The sequence below is a fragment of the Profundibacter sp. genome (genome assembly GCF_056498605.1).
In genome coordinates this window covers 1-23,725 of sequence record NZ_JBSMEZ010000101.1, presented here as the reverse complement: position 1 = coordinate 23,725, position 23,725 = coordinate 1, and the positions used below count along the sequence as shown (strand labels likewise).

Sequence of the window (23,725 nt, the reverse complement as noted above, 5' to 3'; positions counted from 1 at the left end):
TCAATCCGAACTAGGCCATACACGTTTACGAGGGGACGCACATGTCAAACGCACAACTGGAAACCGCAATCGAGGCCGCGTGGGATGCACGCGACACGATTTCACCCGCCACAACGGGCGAAATCCGCGAGGCAATCGAGGATACATTGAACGCCTTGGATGCTGGCACCCTGCGGGTGGCCGAAAAGCAGGCCGACGGTAGCTGGCATGTGAACCAATGGGCCAAAAAGGCGGTTCTGCTGGGGTTCCGGATCAAGGATATGGAACCGATGGAAGGTGGCCCGCAAGGTGCTGGCTGGTGGGACAAGGTTGACAGCAAGTTCAAGGGCTGGGGTCTGAACCAGTGGGCCGCAGCCGGATTTCGGGCTGTGCCGGGCGCTATAGCTCGCAAGTCGGCCTTCATCGCGCCGGGCGTGGTCTTGATGCCGTCATTTGTGAACCTTGGCGCCTATGTGGACGAGGGCACGATGGTCGATACATGGGCCTCGGTCGGGTCATGCGCGCAGATCGGCAAGAATGTGCACCTGTCCGGCGGTGTGGGCATTGGTGGTGTTCTGGAACCTATGCAGGCCGGCCCGACCATCATCGAGGACAACTGTTTTATTGGCGCACGGAGCGAGGTGGTCGAGGGTGTGATCATCCGCGAGGGCGCGGTTCTGGGGATGGGCGTTTACATCGGCCAATCGACCAAAATTGTGGACCGCGAAACCGGCGAAGTGATGTATGGCGAAGTGCCGCCCTATTCGGTGGTGGTGTCGGGCACGATGCCGTCCAAGAACAACGTCAATCTGTATTGTGCGGTGATCGTCAAGCGGGTGGATGAACGCACGCGTTCCAAAACCGGAATTAACGAGCTGTTGCGTGACTGATAAACCCAAGAAAAAGAAACCATCCCGCCAACAGGTTTACACCCTGCTGGTCGAGGTCGGCCGTATGGATGGCGACGGGCTGCCCAAGGGCGCAACCGGCGCGGCGTTGATGATCTATGCCAGTGGCGTGGACGAACCCGAAGCTGTGCGCGAAACCGTGGCGATCCTGAAGCGGGCCGATATGGCGCCGCTGGATGTGACCGGATATGGCACGTTGCAGGAACGGCTTGAGCAAGGGCACGACATTTCTGACGATGAGCGGGATTTGATGCAGCGGGCGCTGGATGAAAACAGCGTGATCGTGGCGCAAATGACTCCGTTCTTTGAGGATCAGAAACCTGCCTCAAAAGGCCGTGAAAATTGAAAACAGTTTTTCTGGACCTTGACGGCACCCTGACCGATCCAAAACCGGGCATCACTAAATCGTTTATCTATGCGCTGGAAAAACTGGGCCTGCCAACGCCCGCACCGGATGATCTGGAATGGGTGATCGGGCCTGCTTTGCTTGACAGTTTTGCCCAGCTGCAGGTGGATGATCCACAAGTCGCCGTTGATCTCTATCGGGAGCGCTATACCCGTGACGGTCTGTTTGAAAACAGGGTCTATGATGGCATTCCCGACCTGTTATCGTCTTTGCGGGGTGCGGGATATACCATGTGTCTGGCCACGGCCAAACCGCACGCCTATGCGCGCAAGATCACTGCGCATTTTGGGCTGGCACAGTATCTAGACCACGAGTTTGGCCCCGAACTGGATGGCACCCGCAACAATAAGGGTGATTTGCTGGCCTATGCGCTGGATTTGACGGGTTTTGAAGCACATAATTCGATCATGATCGGAGACCGCCACCACGATATTGATGCGGCCCGTGCCGTGGGGATGAAATCGGTCGGGGTGGCATGGGGCTATGGATCACTTGATGAACTATCTGCCGCTGATGCGATTTGCCAGACACCCGCAGCCCTGGCCGCCACGATTGCCGATCTGTTACCGCGTTAACCACCGCGCACGCCAAACCATTTGCGATAGATGCCTTCATAGGTGCCATCCTCGCGCAGGCGCAGCAGACTTTGATTAAGTGGTTCGGCCAAAGGGGAATTCGGCGGCAAGACAATCCCGTAATTTTCACGCAAAAAGATTGGCCCAACGATTTGCGCTGTATTGCGCCCTTCGGTGTTGGCGTAATAGGCCAGTATCGGGGCATCGAAAACCACAGCGTCCAATTCATCACTTTCAAACGCGGCCAGCAGCGTTTCAAGGTCATCATAACCGTGGTGGCGCACCTCACGCCTATCCAGATAGCCGCTGGCGGTAGAGCCGGATCTAGTGCCAACTATAGTGCCAACAGATTTTCCGTGCAGATCATTGATCGAGCCGACCGAGGACCGGATTTCGGCAATCGTTAGTGTCGCCGTAACCTTGGCGACCACCAGCGAGACAATGAACAGCGATGAGATAACCAGCAACACGCCAAAAAACCGCCCGAATATCGAGCGCGGCACACGTTCCTCGAACCCGCCATTCACCACCAGATTAAGCGCCCACCAAAAGGCCGGAAACATCGCCTTGCGGGCGGGCATGTCGAAATATTCCTCGTGGTTTCGTTCAAACCGCCACATCAGCATACCTCCGGCAAACAGCACGGCAAAAGATAACGCGATGGCCAGCAACAGATCTTTTGAGAACAAGGCGCGCCAGATAGACGCGCCGTTTGAGCGGTCGGAATGGGTCATGATTTGCAGGCCGGATTCAAAGATCGGCTGGCTGAAATCAAAGCGGCCCTCGCGCTTGGCTGTGATTGATATGTTGGCGATGGCCGCGTCAACCTTGCCATCATCGACCATATCAAGCATTTGGGAAAACTGGTTCGTGCGCACAAATTCGGAGTTGCGGCGCATGTCTTTCATTAATGCCTTCCACAATTCGACACTAAAGCCGGTGTCAGCGCCATCTTTTGTCATTGAAAATGGCGGGCGGGTAACGGTGGAAACCCGCAAGGTTTGGGCAGTTGCCACTGAACAAAAAACGCTGGCCAAAAAGGCCGAAAACATCAAAATGCGCATGATTAGTCCCCCACTGGCCGTATTACTGCAACATGGCGCAGAAGAAAACAATCCGGAAAACAGCTAATGGAAGATAGCGGATTGCAATGTCATTGCTTCGTATGACCGCAGTAACGGGCGTGCCATTTCTTTGTGGTGCGGGACATCGGCGGTTGGTAGGCCACTTAGCAAAGTAGATTTCAGCATATCAGGGCTGTTGGCGATCTGGCCCACAAAAAGGCTCTCCATCCGGCAACCAGCCACAGTAATAATCTCGTGCTGGTCAAACAAAAGCTGATACAAACGGATATTGTCGTCCTTTACAGGCTCAAGGACGACATTGATTTTGTTGGTTAGATGCCGCGCTTCTACCAGCACGCTTTCGATACCGAACAGGTACTCGATCTCGGTATTCTCGAAAACAAGCCTTTGTTCAGGGGCAACCAGAATATCGCGGGTTAGTCCAAAATAGGGCGCTCGCAGGCGCAACGGTTGAAACAATCCGCGTGTCGGGACGCACCGCTCGCAAATCCAGCGGATGGGTTGCGGGCCATGATCAACGGTAGTGACAAGGTCACCACACTTCAGCGCCTCGATCGGGATCGGCCCGTTCGGGGTGTCTATTGGGGAATGCCCGGCAATGCTGGGGGTGAACCCGACTGGTTCAATCTGGTCTGATACGCCCAGAAAGGTGATGCTGGAATCCGTGTGGGCAGATGAATTTTGCTGCAAAAGCGCGTCAATTATTTTCAGGGGTATAGGTAGGGGGGTATTTATCTCTGTCTGGTTAAGGGTGCCATGCTCGGGGCTTTCGACGGACACCAGCGCCGATTTGTCCTGCATGTCCCATGTAAACGTAATCCGCAGCTGCGTGTGTGTTTCGGATGTGTTTCCTGCCACCAAAAGGGTGCTAGCCAATTTCCCGTAACGAACGTCGGCTTTGACGGCACCGTGCCTGTCTATAGAAAGAGTGAAGTCACATACTATATCACCAGAAATACTGCATTGCAGCAATTGTATTGCACTTGGGTTTGTCCGATCAACGCTGGCTTCAACAATAATACTGCCGCGTTCCAGAAAATCCGACCCTAGATCAGGTTGCAGGGCCATCGCCGTTGAGGGGGGGTGGTTCGGGCCGCAAAGCACCGGCAATGTCACGTCATTTTTGGCAAGCCAGATCATTCCCATTATCTAGTGATCCCCATTGGCAAGATGCACCATCGCGCCGCAAGCAACAGGCGGGGTAGGGGTGCATCCGGTTTGGGGTTTGTTGGGCAAGTGCTGTATCCTTGTGGTGTTAACTTTTAGGCGGCCATACTGTTAGAGATTAGAATTTGTGCCTCATAGCCACGCAATGTCCGGCGTGCAGAAGGACTGTATCCAAGCCCGGTTTCAGGGTCTATTTCGGGGAAAAGGGCGCAAATTTCGTCAACAATGTCCTGTTCAAAGGCATGGCTGGTCTGCGGCCCCGGCAAGAAGCTTTCGGTGGTGAGTCCTTCGGAAAAGATAACCTGATGGCGATCAAACAGTAGATGAACATAGGTCACATCCCCGCCTTCCTGTATGCGAACGGATATATCATTCACCAGATCTTTGGCGGCCACCAGAACTTCTGCTTCGCCAAACAGAAGTTCAGCAAGGCTGTCACGGATCAGGACGCGGTGCTGAGGCGAAACCAGCAAATCACGGTGATCGCCAAGAGTTCCCGCGGCAATGCGCACAGGGGCGAAACTGGCCTTGGCAGGAACAGTGCGTTGGCCGATCCAGCGCAAGGGCTGCGGGCCCTCGTCATGGGTCATCACCAGATCGCCGGGCTGCAGGGTTTCTACCGCCACTTCGCCATCCGGTGTCAGGATCATGGTGCCACTGACAAAGCAGGGGATCGTATCAATCGTAACAATGCCGACATCGGTATCGCCAGTCGAGCTTTCGATGCCGTAGGTAAAGCTGATTTCATCAACATCAGCATCTCCGACAACGGTCAGGGTGCCATCGGCATTCAGGGTAACGGTTTCACCTGACGGAAGCGTTACAGTGGTGCCAACAGTCACTGCTACACCGTTGATGTGTGTAATTGTCAGGGTGCCGCCGGTGTTGTTTGTGTCATTCGCCAGAACATCGACGATGCGTGTGCCGTTTGCATACATGGTGGATGAATCGTCAAATGCCACCAGCGTGGTCTGCAGGCTGTCACCAGCAATCAGCAGGTTAGTGTCATATGCAGAATCACCCTGATCGGCAACACCGATGCGGATGGAGTTTACCACACCTGCATTTACCGGAATGGTTAGGGTCAATGTAATTGTCAGCCCGTCCATTTCGGTGTTGTAGGCATCTGATGTATTGTCGAGGTACTGATTTACATTGCTGCCTGAATTGATGTTCTGAACGTCCGCATCACCGTTACCGATTGACATCGGCACATAGGTTCCGTTGATCCAGACCCCGATGATATCAGAATACGAGGCCCAGTATTCCGGATATTCTTCGGAGCTGAGCGTGAACTGCATTGTCAGTGTATCGCCCGTTGGGATGAAATCGATATCCAGAATAGAGGCGTCATAGGTGTTGCCACCCGCAATCGCGTTAAACCCAGCGTCATTGTTGACGCCGCTGGTGTTTGTGGATGTGCCGGTATTCTGGTTGGACTGGCCGTTGGAGTTGGTGAAATCCCTTGCCCTGCCTGTGGAAAGGATAACACCAGTATCGCCCGGTGTTGCATCAGGGGCTGTCGCGTCACCGTCTGAATAGATGCCCGATGACCGATCGTCGCCAGTATAGCTGGCGCTGACAACTGTAACGCCGTCGCCAAATATCTCGTCGGCCATCATTATTGCGCTGGCGCCAGTATTAATTGGCAGTTCTGATGCTGCTACCATGCCTGTCTCCGTCATCGGAAACAGCGCAAACGCCTGTTCGGGATTTACTCCGTGGCCCCGTATCGGGGGACATTTTCTGCTCGGTTCGGACCTCGTTGGATCCTACGTTTGCCCTGCCTCGGGTCAGTATTATTATGATGATATAAACAACAAAATGCCGCGTTGTTAACCCTTTACGGACACTTTCGCGTTTAAGGCGAACGATTATGTATCATGCGGGCAACAGGATCGGGGGGTTGTGCGCGTTACGGTGTTCGGCCTAACTATATATTGATGTTCAGGACCAAGGAGGCACTAATGATTTCCCCGATAGACCCCGTTCAATTAACCGCCGATCTGTTGCGGTGCCCGTCGATAACGCCGCTTGAGGGTGGCGCGCTGGTGTTTTTAGAGGCGATGCTGACGGACGCGGGGTTTTCCTGTACGCGTGTGGACCGTGGCGAGGTTTCAAACCTGTTTGCCCGCTGGGGGGACAAGGGCCATACCCGCACCTTCGGGTTTAACGGCCATACCGATGTGGTGCCTGTAGGGGACAAAGCGGCATGGAGCCGTGATCCGTTTTGCGGCGACATTGTTGATGGCTGGCTGTGGGGGCGCGGGGCGACCGATATGAAATCGGGCGTTGCCGCTTTTGCCGCCGCCGCGATTGATTTTGTGCGGGCGACGCCGCCTGACGGGGCGATCATTCTGGCGATTACAGGCGATGAAGAAGGGGATGCGGTGGACGGTACCGTTGCACTACTGGACTGGATGGATGCGAAAAGCGAAGCGATGAGCGCCTGCATCGTTGGCGAGCCAACCTGCCCTGATGTGATGGGCGAGATGATGAAGATCGGTCGGCGCGGATCAATGACAGCCTATTTCACCGTGAAGGGTGTGCAGGGGCATTCGGCCTATCCGCACCGCGCTAACAACCCGCTACCACCGATGGCACGCCTGATGGACCGGCTGGCGTCACATGTACTGGATGGCGGGACCGAACATTTTGATGCCTCGACGCTGGCGGTGACCACGATTGATACGGGGAACACGGCAAATAATGTTATTCCGGCAGTATGTCATGCGACAGTAAATATCCGGTTCAATGATGCGCATTCATCGGCGTCGGTTACGGAATGGTTGCAGGGAGAGACGGACAAGATCGCAGCTGAGTCCGGCGTGCAGATCGGGATGGAGATAAAAGTTTCAGGAGAAAGTTTTATCACCCCCCCCGGTCCGTTGTCTGATTTGGTCGCAGCAGCCGTTCAAGCTGAAACCGGTGTTACCCCAGTGATGTCCACATCTGGCGGCACGTCGGACGCGCGGTTTGTCAAAGATCACTGTCCGGTTGTTGAATTCGGCTTGGTCGGCAAGACCATGCATCAGGTGGATGAGCGGGTCGAGGTGGCGCAGATTACCCAGCTAAAAGATGTCTACACACGGATAATCAGTGACTATTTTGCCTAAATACCGGCCACGATTGGTGGTGATGATCAAAGAGCCGCGTTTGGGCCGCGTGAAAACCCGCCTTGGTCACGATATGGGGGCGGTGTCGGCCACATGGTGGTTTCGTCATCAGGTTATGCGGCTGCTGCGAGAGGTGGATGACCCGCGCTGGCAGGTTATTTTGGCAGTTTCCCCCGATGTGGAAGGGATGCAAAGCCGTGTCTGGCCCGCACATCTACCCCGTATAGCGCAAGGGCGCGGTGATTTGGGGGTGCGGATGGCGCGGCTGTTGCGAGATGCTCCCAAAGGGCCAGTGGTGCTGATCGGCGGCGATATTCCGGGGATCAAGCGGCACCACATTGCCGATGCTTTTGTTGAATTGGGCAGGAATAGAGCCGTTTTTGGCCCTGCAAAGGACGGCGGCTACTGGCTGGTCGGTCTAAAGCGCACCACACCACCGCCACGCGGGATGTTCAAGGGCGTGCGCTGGTCTACAAGACACGCACTGGCGGACACCTTAGCGACAATGCCGAATTATGCGCCAGCGATGGTGGCAACCTTGCAGGATGTGGACACAGTTGCGGACCTTGCCAAGATTGCACGATGACGCCGCCCTTTCGCCGTGCTAGATCAACGATATGAAACGTATTCCCACAAAAGAGGAAATCCTGACATGGATTTCCGATAACCCGACCCTAACCAGCAAACGCGACAGCGCCCGTGCCTTTGGCATCAAGGGTGCAGCGCGGATTGACCTGAAACGCATCCTGCGCGAGTTGGAGGGTGAGGGTCATCTGCAAAAACGCCACAAAACCTACCGCGATCCTGATAAGCTGCCGCCAGTCAGTGTGTTGCAGGTGATGGCCCCCGATGCGGATGGCGATCTATACGCCCGCCCGATGGAATGGCATGGCGAAGCGGAAGAGCCGCGTATCTTACTGGTGCTGAAAGGCTCTGATCCGGCGCTGGGCGAAAATGACCGGATCCTTGGGCGATTAACCGAGGTCAAGAACGAGGATTACCAGTACGAAGGCCGCCTGATCCGCCGCATCGGCACCAACCCGATTAAGGTGCTTGGCGTGTTCCGCAAACTTTCTGACGGTGGACGGATCACGCCGATCGACAAAGGCAGCGATAAGGAATGGCAGGTTTCTGAACGTGATGTGAACGGTGCCAAAGACGGCGAATTGGTCGAGGCAGAGCGTTCGGGGCCAAAAAACCGCATGGGTCTGCCGAATGCACGGATTATCAGCCGTTTGGGCGATCCGTTCCAACCAAGGGCCGTGTCGTTGATTGCGATTCATCAGCATGGCATTCCTGACCAGTTTCCTGACGGCGTAATTGCCGAGGCGGACAAGGCCAAACCGGCGCCATTGGGCAAACGCGAAGATCTGCGCGATATGGCGCTGCTGACTATTGATCCAGCTGATGCACGGGATCACGATGATGCCTGTTATGCCCACGCTGATGATGATCCGAAAAACAAGGGCGGCCATGTGGTCTGGGTGGCGATTGCCGATGTGGCGCATTACGTGACGCCGGGCTCTGAACTGGATGTTGAAGCCCGCAAGCGCGGCAACTCCACCTATTTCCCAGATCGGGTTGTGCCGATGTTGCCAGACCGGTTGTCGGGTGATTTGTGCTCCTTGCACGAAGGGGTGCCGCGCGCCTGTATCGCGGTGCGTATGGTGCTGGATTCGCATGGTCAGAAAATCAGCCACCGCTTTACCCGCGCGATGATGAAATCTGTCGCATCATTGAACTATGTCGAGGTTCAAGAAGCGATTGACGGCAAACCCAACGAGAAGACAAAACCACTGCTTTCAGCTGTGTTAGAGCCGCTTTATGCAGCCTATTATGCGCTGGTTATGGCGCGAAAACAACGTCAGCCGCTGGAACTGGACCTGCCGGAGCGCAAGATCATTTTGTCCGAGGATGGCACGGTTACAGCGGTGGATTTCCGTGATCGCCTGGATGCACACCGGATGATTGAGGAATTCATGGTGCTGGCCAATGTCGCCGCCGCCGAGGAACTGGTGAGCAAGCGCACGCCGCTGCTGTTTCGGGTGCATGAAGAGCCGAGTGTCGAAAAGCTGGACGCGTTGCGTGAGACCGCGAAGTCGGCGGGCCTAGTTTTGGCCAAAGGACAGGTTCTGCAAACGCGGCATTTGAACAATCTGCTAACGCAAGCCGAGGGAACTGAATTTGACGAGCAGATCAACCTGTCCACGTTGCGGTCGATGACGCAGGCCTATTACGGGCAGGAAAATTTCGGCCACTTTGGGCTGGCGCTAAAGAATTACGCGCATTTCACCTCACCAATCCGGCGCTATTCCGACCTGATTGTGCACCGTGCGCTGGTGTCGGCCAACAAATGGGGCAAAGACGGGTTGTCGCCACAAGAGATCGAAAACCTTGAAGCCACAGCCAAGCACATCTCCGACACCGAGCGCCGCTCGATGATGGCGGAGCGCGATACCACGGATCGCTATCTGGCGTCGTATTTGTCAGAGCGGATAGGGGCGGAATTTCCGGCCCGTATTGCCGGCATCGCTAAATTTGGCGTGTTTGCGCGGTTGAATGAAACAGGGGCCGACGGATTAATCCCGATCCGCACCTTGGGCCGTGAATATTTCCGCTATGACCCCGATAATCAGACCCTAACCGGCGAAGAAACGGGCGTTACGCTGGGGTTGGGCGTACCTGTAACCGTCCGTTTGGCCGAAGCTGTGCCGGTAACGGGTGGCTTGATACTGGAACTGTTGACAGTTGATGGCAAAGCCATGCCGAAAAGCAGCGGCGGGCGCAGGGCGCGCGGGCCGGTGCGTCGCAAGGCCAACAAGTCCCGCAAGAAAGCAGCCAAGACCAAGCGCAAAGTGGCCCGCACCCGCAAGTGATTACGGGATGTGGTAAAGTGCTTCGCGCATGCGGGCGATGTAATCCGTCAGTGTGTCGTCATCTTTAACCAATGAACTGACCTCGGTTGGCAGCGGGATTGAGGCAAAGCCGGAGAGCATTGGGCACACGCTGGCATCCGCAGCTGTGGGGGTATCGCCAAACAGATAGGGTTTATCGCCTAGCTGTAGCTTGATTGCCTCTAGGTCTTTTGCCACCCGCTCGGCGCGCTCGGTCTCGGTAAACCGACCTATACCTTGGGTATGCAGACCAGCGCGCAGGGTTTTGCGGATTTTCCCCGTGATAAATCCGCGCACCGCTTTTGGGATCATGCCAAAGAATGTATCGCGCGTGGTGGGCCAGACGTCATCCCGAAGCCAACGGTCCGCCACCAGATGGAAATACAGATGTTCCTCGGCCATGCGGATAAAAGCCCGTGAGGCGGCACGCTCGCTATCGGTTAGACCCTTATCGAAATCGGCACCCTGTTGTTCCAGATAGGCGCGGATATTTTCGCTGTCGGGGATCATACGCTCGCCAACCTTCAATACTGGAAATTTAGCCATGGGCATTTTGCGCACGTCGGCTTGGCTGTTCTTCCACTCCTGACCAGACATATTCAGCAGGCAAATAGCCTTGATTGCAAAGGGGCTACCACCGGGTTCGCCGAAATGGGTAGGGAAGGTCAGTAGGTTTAGCATTGTAATTCTCCTGTTCATTTCCCTCTTTATATATACGTCTACTGTCAATTATTGTCAGTATGATGTAACCTGCCCGTATGTCCCGAATTGACCGTCTATTTCGATTGTTGCAAGCCATGCGCAATTTACCCACCCCCGTTACGGCGGCGCGGCTTGCAGATGAGACCAATGTGTCCGAGCGAACAATCTATCGCGATGTTGAAACATTGCGCGGGGTTGGGGCGATTATTGATGGCACAGCTGGCTATGGGTATGTGTTGACCGAGGACGCAGCGCTGCCGCCGTTATCGTTTGGCAATGACGAGATTGAAGCGCTGGTTTTGGGCCTGCGCGAGGTGGAGCAGATTGGTGATCCTGCATTGGTGACCGCAGCACAAACGGCGCTGAGCAAGTTGCAAGCGCGGTTGCCCGACGGGCAGGGGTACAGGTTGAAGCACGCGGTGCTATCGGCCAAGCGGTTTTCCAAAGTTCCTGACCCAACGGTCGATGTGGGGGTGTTGCGCAGCGCGTGCTGGGAAGAGCGCGAGGTGGCGTTCGAGTATACGGATGTGGCAGGGGTGCAAACGCATCGGCAGGTAAAACCGCTGGGAATTACATTTATGGATCGATCAAACTGCCTGTTGGCGTTTTGTACATTACGACAGGATTTTCGTGCATTTCGTCTGGACCGGATGTTGGCGCTGGACGTGACGCAAAATTCTTTTAGGCCCCATCGGGTGTCGCTGCTGCGGGATGCGATAAAGACATTTGCGGTGCGGTAGAGAAGTGTTTGGGAGGGGTTTAAAAGTCATTGGCCAATAACGCAAAAAGGCAGGACCGGTTGGCCCTGCCTTTAAGACATTACGAATATTATTCGCAGTGCTTATTAGGTACCGGAAGAGCTACCAGCAGCTGCTGCAGCAAGAGCCAACAAAGCAACAATACCAATGATCGCGCCGCTACCAAGGCTACCCGCTGGTTCAACTGCAACCATTGTTTCGCCTTCAATGGCGGGGTCAACCAAGCTACCTGCTGTGGCTGGAACTACGGAAGCAACAGCCAGTGCTGCAGCCAAGGATAGAGAAAGATGGAACCGCATATTGGTCTCCTGAAAAAATTACGCAGTCTTACCAATAGCACGGAATATTTACTGTCGCAAATACGTTTTTATTACGGCGGTAAAATGGCGGCTGTTCTGCCAGTTTATCTGGATAGCTGTTGTATAAATGCATAACCAAGGCCAGTTCCGACCCATTGGCGGCTTTGCCAGATGCGACCGTTGCCTGATATCCAATAGTGGTTCACCATATTTTGGTCCGGGCTGACACATGTTTCAACAATGTGATTCGCTGCAATGACTAGGCCGTAAATATTGAGCGCCTCACGGCCTTCAGAGTGATAGGTGCACTGAAATTTGCGCTGTCGGATTTGGTCTTCGCCATCCAGATAATCGTGAATACGAAGCGTGGTTCCGCTTGCAGAGCGAAGTGCAGGCAAAACATTGCTGACATTCGCGGCCATCAAATCGGGCCCAAGCCCTCGGGTGGCAACCAGAATACCACGATCAAAACTAAGACTGACACCGTCAGCGGTGGCCCATGTAATGATACCGCGGTTTTCGCCAACAGGACTAAGGGTGGCATGTGCATTGCGGGATTCAACATTGACCAACAGCAGGGGGGCAGTGGATAAGTCGATCCCCTGACGCGTTATCCCCTTTCTGACATCTGTCACGGCTGCTTTTGGCTTAAGGGCACCGAACAATACTTTCACGACTTGGGTAAGCGGATCAGGGTCGGCATTCTGCTTTGCTTTTTCCGTATCAGATCCGCAGGCGGACACAAATAATCCGCATAGGATCAGGCCGGTTGTTACAAGGTTCCGTATCTTCATCTCCAGAACCGCCCCCAACGGTTTTGCAGCGCCGGATCGTGGAATTCCCGCACAATATTGTATAGCCGCCCTTCAACATTCAGCCGTGCCCCGCCGTCCCGTGTTAGGGAGTTGATGTTTGCGTTTACTGTGCGGCGTGTTGACTGGCCCGTTGCCCAGCCAATCGGAATTGTCAGGCGGATACCTTTATCGAATGATCCTTCACCAAAGTCGCTAAATGGTACGTCAGTCAGGGTGAAATATGCGCCAACTTTCCAGCCGTTGTTAAATTCACGGTCCAGTGAGATCGTTGCACCCCAATCCTTGGCCAGATAACGCCCAACATCCAGTTGGCCATGAAACCCGTTGCCAAAATCATAATATGCAGATGCATGACCAGTGACCGTATCGTAGCTTTGAAACCCGAACCGTTGATCAAAGTCGCGTTGCTTGACATAATTCAGCTCGACTCCCAGCCCAAGGCGGCTGTCGATGGGGTTCCACAGGATTTCACCGGATACGCCACCATACATTTGTTCAAGATAGCCAGCACTGACGTGGCCATAAAGATCACGACCAGGTCTGAAATAATAATCCACCGTCAGACGGTTAAGAAGTGGCCCGTCAGCATTAGCGTATTCATTGATATCTGATCGAACATGCTGGATTACAGAATTGGAAACCCTGTTGGTTGTATTTGTGCCAAGCAATGGTTGGCGGATTTCGCCGGAAAACGAAAGCCCCGGTGCTAGGTCGTATCTTGCGGTTAGCCCTACTCCAGCATCAAGTATCACAGGACTGTCCGGATCAAACAGGCTTGCTCCCAGATAAGGGCCTAATCCCCATTTGAAGCGTGGATACAGGTCGGCAACAGGGGCCATGTTGTCTGACGGGGCAACAGTCGTAATTTGCGCCCTGTTATAAAGCTGAGTCGTGCCGCCAGCCGTATTTTCCAGCGCCTCTATGTCCGAGCGCTGTAATGTAATGGCAGTGGGGGCTATGCCCTCGACCACGGGCTCGATGCGGAACACTTCGACCGAAGCGGGCATAACTTGCGTCAATATCCGCGCGGTTCGCCCGATGGCTTGTGGCATCGCGCTATAGCGTAGATTGCGAATTTGTACGCGCACAGAATTTCCCGACATTTCGATGGATTCTAGTTCCATCCCTTCGGCGGCTAATACCTGTGACAGTGCATTACGGATGGCATCTGTGCGCGGCGCATCCTGAACCCAGCCTGTGCCCCAATCCTGTGGTGAAATGTGGCGGGCGGGGCGGGGCTTCACCGGTATCGGAGCGCGGGCTAAGCTGCCACCGGTTGGTGAGTGGCGTGGATTAAACACAAAGCTGGCCCCAACCGACAGAACAGAACCGTATAGATATGCAGCAGAAAGATCGATGCCCGGGCGAACTCGGTAGTTCACCCCAAAGTTCAGAGGCGAGCGGTGGACAAAGCGGTCAGCGGGTAACCCTTGACTGGATTCTGCGGAATAGGCATCCGAGGAATATTCGGCCTTAAGAGTTACGCGATCATTCAGGGCATAGCTGACCCCGCCAAAGAAGGCGGCATCGCCGCGGAACCATTGTTTGAAGCTGGGTTCCCCCCCAAGGCCGGTCCAAACGGGTCTGGTTTCAAATTTCCCATTGATTGCGCCCAGCGGATTGGTGAACCCGTTATAAGACCCAAGCCGCCCCCAGCCTAGGCCACCTGTGACAGTCAGTTTGCTACCGATCGCCTTGGTCGCAACGATGTATTCCGCGCCGTAAATGCCGGTGCCCATGAAGTCTTGTAGTCCGATGGCAACGGCAGGCCGATACCGACCTTCGTCAAGCAGCCGATACCGCAGATCAAAACTACGGTCCCAGGTGCGTTCGCCGAGTAAACCAAAATTATCGATTGTCGAATAGCGAAAACTGCCCGAAAGCCGAGGCGTTATCTGAAAACTGAGCGTTGTGCGTGCCTGCCCTTTGAATGTTGAAACAGTCATCGCCAATTCGCCATCTTCGGCGCTTTGGGCGGTGGGCATGTCGATCAGGCCGGGTGTGCCGTAAAGATTATAGCTATAGGATGTGCTGCGGGTCTGGGCAAAAGATGGATGTGCAAGAAGGCCCAACAAACCGACTGTACAAAAGCTCTGTAGAATACTTGACCGCAAAACTGGTCGGATTATGGATAAATTTGTGGGCTTTGGAATATTCCGCACTTCTTTTACACTCCTGACCAGATAACGACCCGTTAGCATTGTGATTTAACTTGCTGTTAACGGTTTCACAACAAAGGAGTTTAATTCTGCCGTGCCGTGAGGGCTTATATGCCGTCAGTGGTTGCGCGGATGCCACTAATGCGGTGGTTTCGGCCGGAAAATGCTTGCGGCTATTACTGGATTACAAAAAATTACATTGGCCTGTGGTTATGATTGCTGCCGTCAATGTACCGGATTTATAGGCGCCGGTATCGATTGCAATGCGTCCGCTATTGGCAAAGGCTTGGCTTACAACTGTATGTCCATGGATGACCCACAAGCCATCATTTCGCGGCATAGATAAAAAATCGCGGTGTCCCCAAAGCAGGACTTGTGTCTCCTGTTCATCGGGGCTGCGCTTGGGGCTCATACCTGCATGGACACAGCATATATTACCGCTTTGCCAAATGAGCGGCAATCCGCGAAGCCAGGTCTCCATACCCTCTGGTAAAGCCGCTTCCAGTGCATCACACACTTCAAGTAAATCATCCAGGTCTGAATTTTCGTTCACACCGCTAATCCCGTAACTGGCCAGGGTCTGCACCCCGCCAAAGCGCAACCAGCGTGGCCCGCGTTCTGCTGGATCATCAAGAAAATCCAACATCATTTTTTCGTGGTTCCCCATCAAGCAGATCACCTGATCGGGTTGGGCCTCCTGCTGCGCTTTGACTGTTTCAAGCACAGCGGCGGAATTTTTGCCACGATCAACCAAATCGCCCACCAGTACCAAAGGGGCATCTTCGCGGCCATTGATCAGCCGGTCATCATCGATTTTTTGCAAAAGGCACTGCAATAGATCGTTACAGCCATGCACATCGCCTATCGCATAAAATGTTGTTTCAGGGTTGAGCGGAACTGCGAAAGATGAGGCTGGATGCAAGGCTTCTTTTGCAGAAAACAGGTTTTTGAGACGGCTCAACATAGTATCCCACTCCATTTCGTCATTGGTACGCAACTCTATAGAAACATAGAAAATTGAATTATATTGCCCTGTTTCACATCACAATGCCAGACAACGTCAAGGAAACAGTGCAAGTGTTTATTGTGTTTTTGTCGTAGATGTGGAACCAGAGGCGGAAATCCACTTTTGGCAATTCCAGAGATGTTTTATGAATAGTGTGCCCCCTTCGACCAACACGTCAATACGTGATCGCGTTTCAAGCCTTGAAACTGATGAAATAGATCTTGGCGCATTGATGCATACTATTTGGCGTGGGAAGTGGTGGATAGCGTTTACAACGACGTTGGCAATTTTGGTGGGCGGCTATTATGCTTTTGTCATCGCCGTGCCGACTTATACTGCCGAGTCAGTTGTAATGCTGGAGAACCGCCAGGAGAATGTTGCCAACCTTGAATCGGTCATGTCAGGCCTGTCAGGCGATCAGGCCACAATCAACACAGAAGTCGAAGTGATCCGCAGCCGAGGGTTGATCGAAAAGCTGGTGAACCAACTGGATTTGATATCGGACCCAGAATTCAATGTAGATTTACGCCCGGAGCCCGCCATTTCCATCGGGAAAGCAGTCGACTTTGTGACAGAGTTAATCACAGGGTCGCCGCGAGAAGAGCCAGTCAAAAGTGAGCGGGAGATTCTGGACACAACGATTAACAACGTTCTGAAAGGCCTACGTGTTTCAAATGTGCGCCAAAGCTATGTTTTTAATATTAGGGCGGTTACTGAAGATGCCCAAAAAACTGCCGATATTACGAACACGCTGGCCGAGCTATATATTCTGGAACAGCTTGATGTAAAATTCGAGGCAACCAAGAAAGCAACTGAATGGCTAACGTCAAGGGTAGGCGAATTGCAAGTCGCGCTGGAAGAGGCTGATATTGCAGTTAAAGAGTTCAGCACCAATACAGAGCTGATCAGCCCGGAAATTCTGATTGCGTTAAACCGCCAGCTAAAAGATTTACGTGATCGTTTTTCCAGTGCCGAAGCCAGCACCATTTTGGCGCGCGATTTGGTTGCCAGCTTGAAGGCGGCTAAAATCGTTGGCGATTTTGCCAGTATGGAAAAGATGACCGATGATCCCATACTGTCGCGTATTTATAAGCAAATTGAAGATGGCGCTTCGGGTGCGCGTGATGCTTTTTCGGAACGATTTGACCAAATAGTTGGACGCGCAGAGATCAGCCGTAAACGTATTGAAGGCCAGCAATTAGCGTTGCAGAGGTCCATTGCGGATATTGAGACCCAGATTGAAAACCAGTCGGTTGAATTGGTCAAATTGCGCCAACTTCAACGCGAAGCTGAAGCCAGCCGCCTGATCTATGAATTTTTCCTTGGCCGCCTGAAAGAAACCAGCGTGCAACAAGGCACGCAACAAGCGGACAGTCGCATTCTTTCACGCGCAGTTGTTCCGGTAAGGGCCTCGGCGCCGCGTAAATTAATAGTGTTGGCCCTTGCCGCTATGTTGGGGTTGTTGGCGGGCGGGGCCTTGGTTCTGCTACGTGAAATGCGCCAAACCGGCATCCGCACTGCTGATCAGCTGGAAAAAATTACTGGCATGACTGTTATCGGACAAATCCCGACAATCCCGGCCCGCCGCCGTTCAAAAGTCTTGAAATACCTAGTGGATAAACCTAATTCAGCCGCCGCAGAATCAATCCGCAATCTGCGCACATCGCTGCTTTTGTCCGACATTGACAACCCACCCAAGGTGTTCATGTCGACATCATCCTTACCGGGCGAGGGCAAAACTACCCAGTCACTGGCCTTGGCGCAAAATATGGCGGGCTTGGGCCAAAAAGTGCTGTTGATCGAAGGCGATATCCGCCGGCGTGTCTTTAGCGAATATTTTGACATCAAAGAAAAACGCGGGCTGCTGGCAGTTCTGTCGGGAGAGGCTGAACTGAAAGATGTTGTGACACATGTTGACGAGCTTGGGGCTGATGTTTTGATTGGTGAAAAGTCCGCTACCAACGCAGCAGATATATTTTCATCGCAGAAATTCCGGAATTTTCTTAAATCAACGCGTAAAGCATATGATGCGGTTATTATCGATACTCCGCCAGTTCTGGTTGTGCCGGATTCCCGCGTTATCGGGCAGTCGGTTGATGCAATTATATATACCGTAAAATGGGACAGCACCTCGCGCGTTCAAGTGCGCGAAGGCCTGCGCATGTTCGAAACAGTGAACTTGCGGGTTGCGGGTCTGGTTCTGGGTCAGATCAATGCAAAAAAAATGAAGCATTATGGGTATGGTGGTGAATCTGGGGCATATGGCGCTTATGGCAGCAAGTATTATCATGACTGAAGCTGCCCTTACCTAACCAATTGCCGCTATTAAGTTAGAAATACACGGATCGCGCAAAGAATTATTTGCTGTGGAATTCGTTTGCGACAATACCTATACACCACCCTGAATAAGCACAATTTTAGTCTTGGTATAAATGGGTATCAACATGGCACAAAAGATTAAATCGACACTTATCACAGGTGGTACAGGGTCGTTTGGCAAAACAATGCTACGGGGGCTGCTTCAATCTGGTATTGAAGAGGTCCGCATTTTAAGCCGCGATGAAGAAAAGCAAGATGCATTGCGCAATGAGCTGCGTGATCAAAGGGTAAAGTATTTCATTGGGGATGTTCGAGATCGTGAAAGCGTTGAACGCGCAACCGCGGGTGTCCAAACTGTTTTTCATGCCGCAGCGTTGAAACAGGTTCCGTCCTGTGAATTCTTCCCGATGGAGGCTATTCGGACCAATGTTATTGGCTCGGAAAACGTTATCAGAGCGGCGATTAATTCTGGGGTGAAAAGCGTGGTTTGCCTTTCAACTGACAAGGCCGTTATGCCGGTAAATGCTATGGGCATGTCAAAGGCAATCATGGAAAAGATTGCAACAGCCAGCGCACGTGAAATTGGCCCCGATGCTAAAACCACAATTTCCTGTGTCCGGTACGGCAATGTGATGTACTCGCGCGGCTCTGCCATTCCATTGTTCATTAAACAGATCAAAGACGGTAATCCGATAACATTAACAGAGCCAACGATGACAAGGTTCCTGATGCCGTTACGCGATTCTGTGGCGCTTGTGCAGTATGCATTCGAAGAGGCCAATCAGGGCGACCTTTTTGTTAAAAAGGCGGCAGCATCGACGATACTGGATTTGGTTCAAGCCATAAAAGAACTGTTTGATGCTCCGGACCATCCAGTGGAAATTATCGGTTGGCGGCACGCAGAAAAATTATATGAAACCTTGGTATCCGCACAAGAACTGGCCACATCAGAAGACTTGGGCGATTATTTCCGTGTCATCATGGATAACCGGGACCTGAATTATAAACCGTATTTTTCAGAGGGCGATAAAACCACATCAATGTTGGAGGATTATCACTCGCACAATACGGAACGCCTTACGGTTGCCGGAGTGAAAAAGCTGCTTATGACACTTCCGGAAGTTCAGGCGGAAGTTGCCGCCATGACGGGCGCATAGAGGTGAAGATTGTTGTCACTGGTGCTGGTGGTCTGATTGGGTGGCATACCTGCGTGCGTCTTCACGCATTGAATTGTGCAGCACGTTTCAAAGGGGTGGAGCCACCAATCGATTTGGTGCCGCTAAACCATATGGAATTTGAAGATGACCCAAGATTACAAGAGGCGTTGGATGGCGCTGATGCGGTGTTGCATTTCGCAGGTGTAAATCGCGCGCCGGATGATGTTGTAGAGCAAGCAAACCCTGATATTGCGCAGCGGCTTATAAAGGCATGCCGCGCCGCCAACTCTGATCCGCACATTGTTTATGCGAATTCGACCCATGCAGCCAGTGACTCGCCTTATGGCCGTTCCAAGAGGATTGCCGGAGAAATGCTCGGTGCGGGGGTAACAAAATTCACCAATCTGATTTTGCCACATATTTTTGGCGAAGAGGCCAAGCCGTTTTATAACAATGTGACTGCAACCTTGATCCGCCAGATTTTGACAGGTGATGCGCCAACAATAAATCCCGATGGCAAGGTGCAACTTCTTTATGCTGGCGATGCGGCGCAAGCGGCTATTGATGCAGTTAGCCAACTTCGGTTCGGGGATTTATCACCCGAAGCCAAGTCCATCGGCATTCCGGATCTATTCGCCAAGTTGCAGGGCTTTCACGACAGCTATCAGGCCAATGTGTATCCTGATGTGACAGACCCGTTTGATCTGGCTTTGTTCAATAGCTACCGCGCTGATACCTACCCACATGGCTGGCCACGCCCACTAACATTGCATACCGACGCACGCGGAACCTTGTTCGAGGCTGTCAAAGGCGGTGGCGGTGGACAGACGTTTTTATCAACGACTGAGTCGGGCGTGACGCGTGGCGACCATTTTCATTTAAACAAAGTCGAGCGGTTTCTGGTGATCCAGGGCGATGCAATTATCCGTATCCGTAAGGTTTATAGTGACAAGGTTTGGGAATACCGCGTTAGTGGTGATGCTCCGTCACCTGTGGATATGCCAACCCTTCACACCCATTCGATAGAAAATACCGGAACAGGGCCACTTTTGACTTTGTTCTGGACGCATGATCTTTTCGACCCTGAAAACCCGGACACATTTGCTGATAAGGTGCTGTTGTGACGAAGCTGAAAGTAATGACCATTCTGGGCACGCGCCCTGAAATTATCCGGCTTAGCCGCGTTATGGCGCGGTTGGACCAGTTCACGGATCATATCATTGTCCACACCGGACAGAATTATGATTACGAGCTGAACGAGGTATTCTTTGAAGACCTTGATGTGCGCAAACCAGACTATTTTCTGGGGGTTGGCGGCGGGACATTGGGAGAAACACTAGGCGGTATTCTGACCGAGACCGAAAAAACATTGCAAAAGGAAAAGCCCGATGCGGTTCTGATCCTTGGCGATACAAATTCGGCAATTTCGGCAATCATGGCGCGTCGGATGAAAATCCCTGTCTATCACATGGAAGCAGGCAATCGGTCATTCGATATGAATGTGCCAGAAGAAACCAACCGCCGTTTGGTTGATCACATAGCCGATTTCAATCTGGTCTATACAGAACACGCGCGCCGACATTTGTTGTCCGAAGGATTGCCGCATAGACGGATCAATCTAACCGGCAGTCCAATGCGCGAAGTATTGGAATTTTACCGTGCGCGGATTGATGCCTCTGATATTTTGGATCAGCTGAAACTGACCTCGAAAGAGTATTTCATCGTCTCGTTGCACCGCGAAGAAAACGTTGATAGCAAAACGCGCCTTACCGCTCTGGTTGAGGCGCTGAATGCCTTGGCTAAAAGCTATGGCTATCCGATTATTGTATCAACGCACCCACGCACCCGTAAGCGGCTGGATGCGCTGGACGGGATCAGTTTTGATCAGCGTGTGCAGTATATGAAACCCTTTGGGTTCCATGATTACAATCAACTACAACAAAACGCTTATTGCGCCATTTCCGATAGTGGGACAATTGCCGAGGAGGCCTCTATTCTTGGATTTTCGGCCATTACACCACGTGATGCAATCGAGCGACCCGAGGGACTGGACGTAGGGTGTATCATCGCAACGGGATTGGATAGGGATACAATCCTGAACGGTATTGAAACCGCAACCACGCTGTTTGATGAACGGCAAAAAAGCGGTAAGGCGCACCCTGTGCCTGCGGATTATTGTATCGACAACACCTCGGAACGGGTGGTGAGTTTGATTATCGGAACAGCAAAGCTGTCAAACTCTTGGGACGGGATTCGCAAGCATGACCATTGAATGCGTACGAGCTCGCTGAGAGTGCCAGGAGGAGAAATAAATGACCCATGTTTTTCGGGGAATGGCCACAGCTATGATTCTACTGATCGAGATGACACAAGGAGCTATCGCAATGAGTAATTTACCCTCCTCAACCGACACTAACAGAATCCTTCTGTCCTGCCCGGATCAAACAATCAACCAACAAGCGTTGTGCGACGCAATGGAGCAGGTTTTGGCCGAAGCAGCCCCCAACCACACGATTTCGCGTGAGGTCAGGACGATCGGCGAGTATGATTTGGTCATCATGCTAAGAGTAACTACAGATAAAAAGCACTCCCTGAAAGCATATGCGGAATGGCAAATTGCAGGAAGCGAAGTTTCACAAGGGCCGGAGATTGAAGTGGCGGTTATGGACGCCACAGTCTCGCCACACATGTTTGTTAGGTTCTTGTCTGATCTTGTGCGCGTCAGCGCCATACCAATCGACTAGAAAGCAAATATTGAACGCGATGTTCGGAATTGGAATACGACCACGCGGCTAATGGAGCACTGAGAAGACATGACTATTTACGGCCAGAATTCTGAGAACACTCAAAGCCAGCAAAGCAGTATCAGCTATGCCGCTTCCTTTGGATCTAACGATCAATTGGCCTATTTTCTGACCAACGACTATTGGGGCGGAGCCGGACAGGAACATAGTTTCGATACTTCAATCAGCAATGTGATAACCGTTAATCTGACTGGGCTGAGCAGTGCCGCAGCGAAACTCGCGCGTGCCGCGCTCGAAGCTTGGGCGAACGTTTCGAATATTACCTTCAGTGAGGTATCGTCTGGCGGGAAGATCACATTTCAAAGCTCTGATCCAGATGGCGCTTACTCGTATTCTTCATTTAGTGGTAACACCATTATATCTTCGACGGTCAACATCCCAGACAATTGGTCCGATGTCAGTTCCGGAAAAATTGGTGGCTACGGGTATCAGACATATTTGCACGAACTTGGTCATGCGCTAGGCTTAGGCCATCAGGGTAATTATAATGGCTCGGCAACTTACGGTGTGGATAACGATTTTATAAATGATAGCTGGCAGGCCTCGGTCATGTCCTATTTCAGCCAAACCGATAACACCTCGATCAACGCGGACTTTGCCTATCTGACAACCGCAATGATGGCGGATGTCATTGCCATGCAGAACCTCTATGGTGCCCCCGGCGGTAGTAGCGTTACAGGTGGCGATACAACTTGGGGTTCAAACACCAATTTAACCGGTTATCTGGGCACCTTATTTGATGCAATTGATAGCGGATCCACGACCGATGTTCGTGTCAATAACCCCTTGGCTTTGACGATTTACGACCAAGGCGGTACTGATCTGATCAACCTGATTAACAGCAATTCCAATAATCGATTGGATATGAACGCTGAAACCTATTCTGATATCTATGGTCTGATTGGTAATTTAGCCATCGCGCGCGGCACCGTGATCGAAAATGCCACAATGGGTAGCGGCAACGATACTGTGACCGGCAATGCAGTGGGCAATGTCATTCATGGCATGGGCGGCAGCGATACCTTATTTGGAATGGGGGGCGATGACACGCTGATTGGCGGCGCTGGAGTGGATTCGCTTGATGGCGGTTCGGGTAATGATTTTCTTTATGGCGACATTGGCAATGATACCCTTTTGGGGGGAATTGGTAATGACCGGTTGATAGGCGGTATTGGCGCTGATGTGCTAAATGGTGGCACGGGCATAGATACCGTGCGATATGTGTCATCTACAGCCGTTACTGTTAATCTTGGTGCAAATACAGGCGCCGGTGGCGAAGCGCAGGGCGATACGTTTATCGGCATCGAGAATGTCGTCGGTTCGCAATTTAACGATATATTAATCGGAGACTCTGCAGCAAACAAACTAGAAGGCCTTGATGGTAACGATCTTCTACGTGGTGGACTGGGCGCAGATATCCTGATTGGCTATGCTGGCATTGATACGGCAGATTACTCAGATAGCCTTGTTGGAGTTAATATTGGTACTTACCGGATTGGCACGGGTGGCACAGCCCAAGGTGACCAACTGATCTACATGGAAAAAATTATTGGCAGTGGCCTAGGCGATGTACTGA

21 protein-coding genes are annotated in these 23,725 nt (G+C 52.6%); 13 read left to right on the top strand and 8 right to left on the bottom strand.

The features are described from left to right. The first annotated feature begins 41 nt into the window (after positions 1-41). From dapD to ACWB12_RS10355, 3 genes are all read left to right on the top strand, one after another. Positions 42-869, top strand: coding sequence for a 2,3,4,5-tetrahydropyridine-2,6-dicarboxylate N-succinyltransferase (gene dapD / locus ACWB12_RS10365; protein ID WP_479530004.1), 828 nt, complete (start codon positions 42-44; stop codon positions 867-869). 64 nt (positions 870-933) lie between these two features. Then, on the top strand, positions 934-1,233 hold the full coding sequence (locus tag ACWB12_RS10360; RefSeq protein ID WP_479530078.1) for a hypothetical protein: 300 nt from the start codon (positions 934-936) through the stop codon (positions 1,231-1,233). Then, the gene (locus ACWB12_RS10355; RefSeq protein ID WP_479530003.1) at positions 1,230-1,868 is read left to right on the top strand and encodes an HAD hydrolase-like protein; all 639 of its coding nucleotides are present in this window, start codon (positions 1,230-1,232) and stop codon (positions 1,866-1,868) included. Before ACWB12_RS10360 ends, ACWB12_RS10355 begins: the two co-directional genes overlap by 4 nt. On the opposite strand, the gene ACWB12_RS10350 is transcribed toward ACWB12_RS10355, so the two are convergent. The 3 genes from ACWB12_RS10350 to ACWB12_RS10340 form a co-directional block, all read right to left on the bottom strand. Then, positions 1,865-2,932: a transporter substrate-binding domain-containing protein gene (locus tag ACWB12_RS10350; RefSeq protein WP_479530002.1), complete on the bottom strand. Its 1,068-nt coding sequence runs from the start codon at positions 2,930-2,932 to the stop codon at positions 1,865-1,867. The two genes, ACWB12_RS10355 and ACWB12_RS10350, sit on opposite strands and share 4 nt — an antisense overlap. Positions 2,933-2,995: 63 nt before the next feature. Continuing rightward, a complete protein-coding gene (locus ACWB12_RS10345; protein ID WP_479530001.1) occupies positions 2,996-4,093 on the bottom strand; it encodes a Hint domain-containing protein in 1,098 nt (365 codons plus the stop codon). Between the two features lie 122 nt (positions 4,094-4,215). Continuing rightward, on the bottom strand, positions 4,216-5,790 hold the full coding sequence (locus tag ACWB12_RS10340; protein ID WP_479530000.1) for a Hint domain-containing protein: 1,575 nt from the start codon (positions 5,788-5,790) through the stop codon (positions 4,216-4,218). 297 nt (positions 5,791-6,087) lie between these two features. On the opposite strand from ACWB12_RS10340, the gene dapE reads away from it, so the two are divergent. The 3 genes from dapE to rnr are packed head-to-tail and all read left to right on the top strand — an operon-like array spanning position 6,088 to position 10,112. Beyond that, the gene (gene dapE, locus ACWB12_RS10335; RefSeq protein ID WP_479529999.1) at positions 6,088-7,236 is read left to right on the top strand and encodes a succinyl-diaminopimelate desuccinylase; all 1,149 of its coding nucleotides are present in this window, start codon (positions 6,088-6,090) and stop codon (positions 7,234-7,236) included. A gap of 22 nt (positions 7,237-7,258) precedes the next feature. Further along, positions 7,259-7,822, top strand: a complete 564-nt coding sequence (locus ACWB12_RS10330; protein ID WP_479530077.1) for a TIGR04282 family arsenosugar biosynthesis glycosyltransferase — start codon at positions 7,259-7,261, stop codon at positions 7,820-7,822. 31 nt (positions 7,823-7,853) lie between these two features. Further along, a complete protein-coding gene (gene rnr / locus ACWB12_RS10325) occupies positions 7,854-10,112 on the top strand; it encodes a ribonuclease R (protein ID WP_479529998.1) in 2,259 nt (752 codons plus the stop codon). On the opposite strand, the gene ACWB12_RS10320 is transcribed toward rnr, so the two are convergent. Continuing rightward, positions 10,113-10,811, bottom strand: coding sequence for a glutathione S-transferase family protein (locus ACWB12_RS10320; RefSeq protein ID WP_479529997.1), 699 nt, complete (start codon positions 10,809-10,811; stop codon positions 10,113-10,115). A gap of 77 nt (positions 10,812-10,888) precedes the next feature. Here ACWB12_RS10320 and ACWB12_RS10315 point away from each other — a divergent pair, with 77 nt between their 5' ends. Next, positions 10,889-11,572, top strand: a complete 684-nt coding sequence (locus tag ACWB12_RS10315; protein ID WP_479529996.1) for a helix-turn-helix transcriptional regulator — start codon at positions 10,889-10,891, stop codon at positions 11,570-11,572. Between the two features lie 104 nt (positions 11,573-11,676). Here the strand turns inward: ACWB12_RS10315 and ACWB12_RS10310 are convergent, their stop codons facing one another. The 4 genes from ACWB12_RS10310 to ACWB12_RS10295 all read right to left on the bottom strand — a co-directional run bounded on the left by ACWB12_RS10310 (position 11,677) and on the right by ACWB12_RS10295 (position 15,827). Continuing rightward, complete coding sequence (locus tag ACWB12_RS10310) at positions 11,677-11,889, bottom strand: hypothetical protein (protein ID WP_479529995.1); 213 nt, start codon at positions 11,887-11,889, stop codon at positions 11,677-11,679. 104 nt (positions 11,890-11,993) lie between these two features. Further along, complete coding sequence (locus tag ACWB12_RS10305; protein WP_479529994.1) at positions 11,994-12,701, bottom strand: YjbF family lipoprotein; 708 nt, start codon at positions 12,699-12,701, stop codon at positions 11,994-11,996. Beyond that, on the bottom strand, positions 12,680-14,776 hold the full coding sequence (locus ACWB12_RS10300; RefSeq protein WP_479529993.1) for a YjbH domain-containing protein: 2,097 nt from the start codon (positions 14,774-14,776) through the stop codon (positions 12,680-12,682). The genes ACWB12_RS10305 and ACWB12_RS10300 overlap by 22 nt, the downstream gene beginning before the upstream one ends. Positions 14,777-15,047: 271 nt before the next feature. Then, entirely contained in the window at positions 15,048-15,827 is a 780-nt protein-coding gene (locus ACWB12_RS10295) for a metallophosphoesterase family protein (protein WP_479529992.1), read from the bottom strand. Positions 15,828-16,014: 187 nt separating this feature from the next. On the opposite strand from ACWB12_RS10295, the gene ACWB12_RS10290 reads away from it, so the two are divergent. The 6 genes from ACWB12_RS10290 to ACWB12_RS10265 all read left to right on the top strand — a co-directional run. Next, positions 16,015-18,165: a GumC family protein gene (locus tag ACWB12_RS10290; RefSeq protein WP_479529991.1), complete on the top strand. Its 2,151-nt coding sequence runs from the start codon at positions 16,015-16,017 to the stop codon at positions 18,163-18,165. Between the two features lie 148 nt (positions 18,166-18,313). Then, complete coding sequence (locus tag ACWB12_RS10285; protein WP_479529990.1) at positions 18,314-19,345, top strand: SDR family NAD(P)-dependent oxidoreductase; 1,032 nt, start codon at positions 18,314-18,316, stop codon at positions 19,343-19,345. Positions 19,346-19,347: 2 nt separating this feature from the next. Then, a complete protein-coding gene (locus ACWB12_RS10280; protein ID WP_479529989.1) occupies positions 19,348-20,469 on the top strand; it encodes a polysaccharide biosynthesis C-terminal domain-containing protein in 1,122 nt (373 codons plus the stop codon). Beyond that, positions 20,466-21,617 (top strand): non-hydrolyzing UDP-N-acetylglucosamine 2-epimerase, encoded by a 1,152-nt coding sequence (wecB, locus tag ACWB12_RS10275; RefSeq protein ID WP_479529988.1) that lies wholly within the window; start codon positions 20,466-20,468, stop codon positions 21,615-21,617. The genes ACWB12_RS10280 and wecB overlap by 4 nt, the downstream gene beginning before the upstream one ends. A 40-nt stretch (positions 21,618-21,657) precedes the next feature. Further along, positions 21,658-22,089 (top strand): hypothetical protein, encoded by a 432-nt coding sequence (locus ACWB12_RS10270; protein WP_479529987.1) that lies wholly within the window; start codon positions 21,658-21,660, stop codon positions 22,087-22,089. A 69-nt stretch (positions 22,090-22,158) separates the two neighbouring features. Next, a partial coding sequence (locus tag ACWB12_RS10265) for a M10 family metallopeptidase C-terminal domain-containing protein (RefSeq protein WP_479529986.1) occupies positions 22,159-23,725 on the top strand: 1,567 nt, incomplete at its 3' end.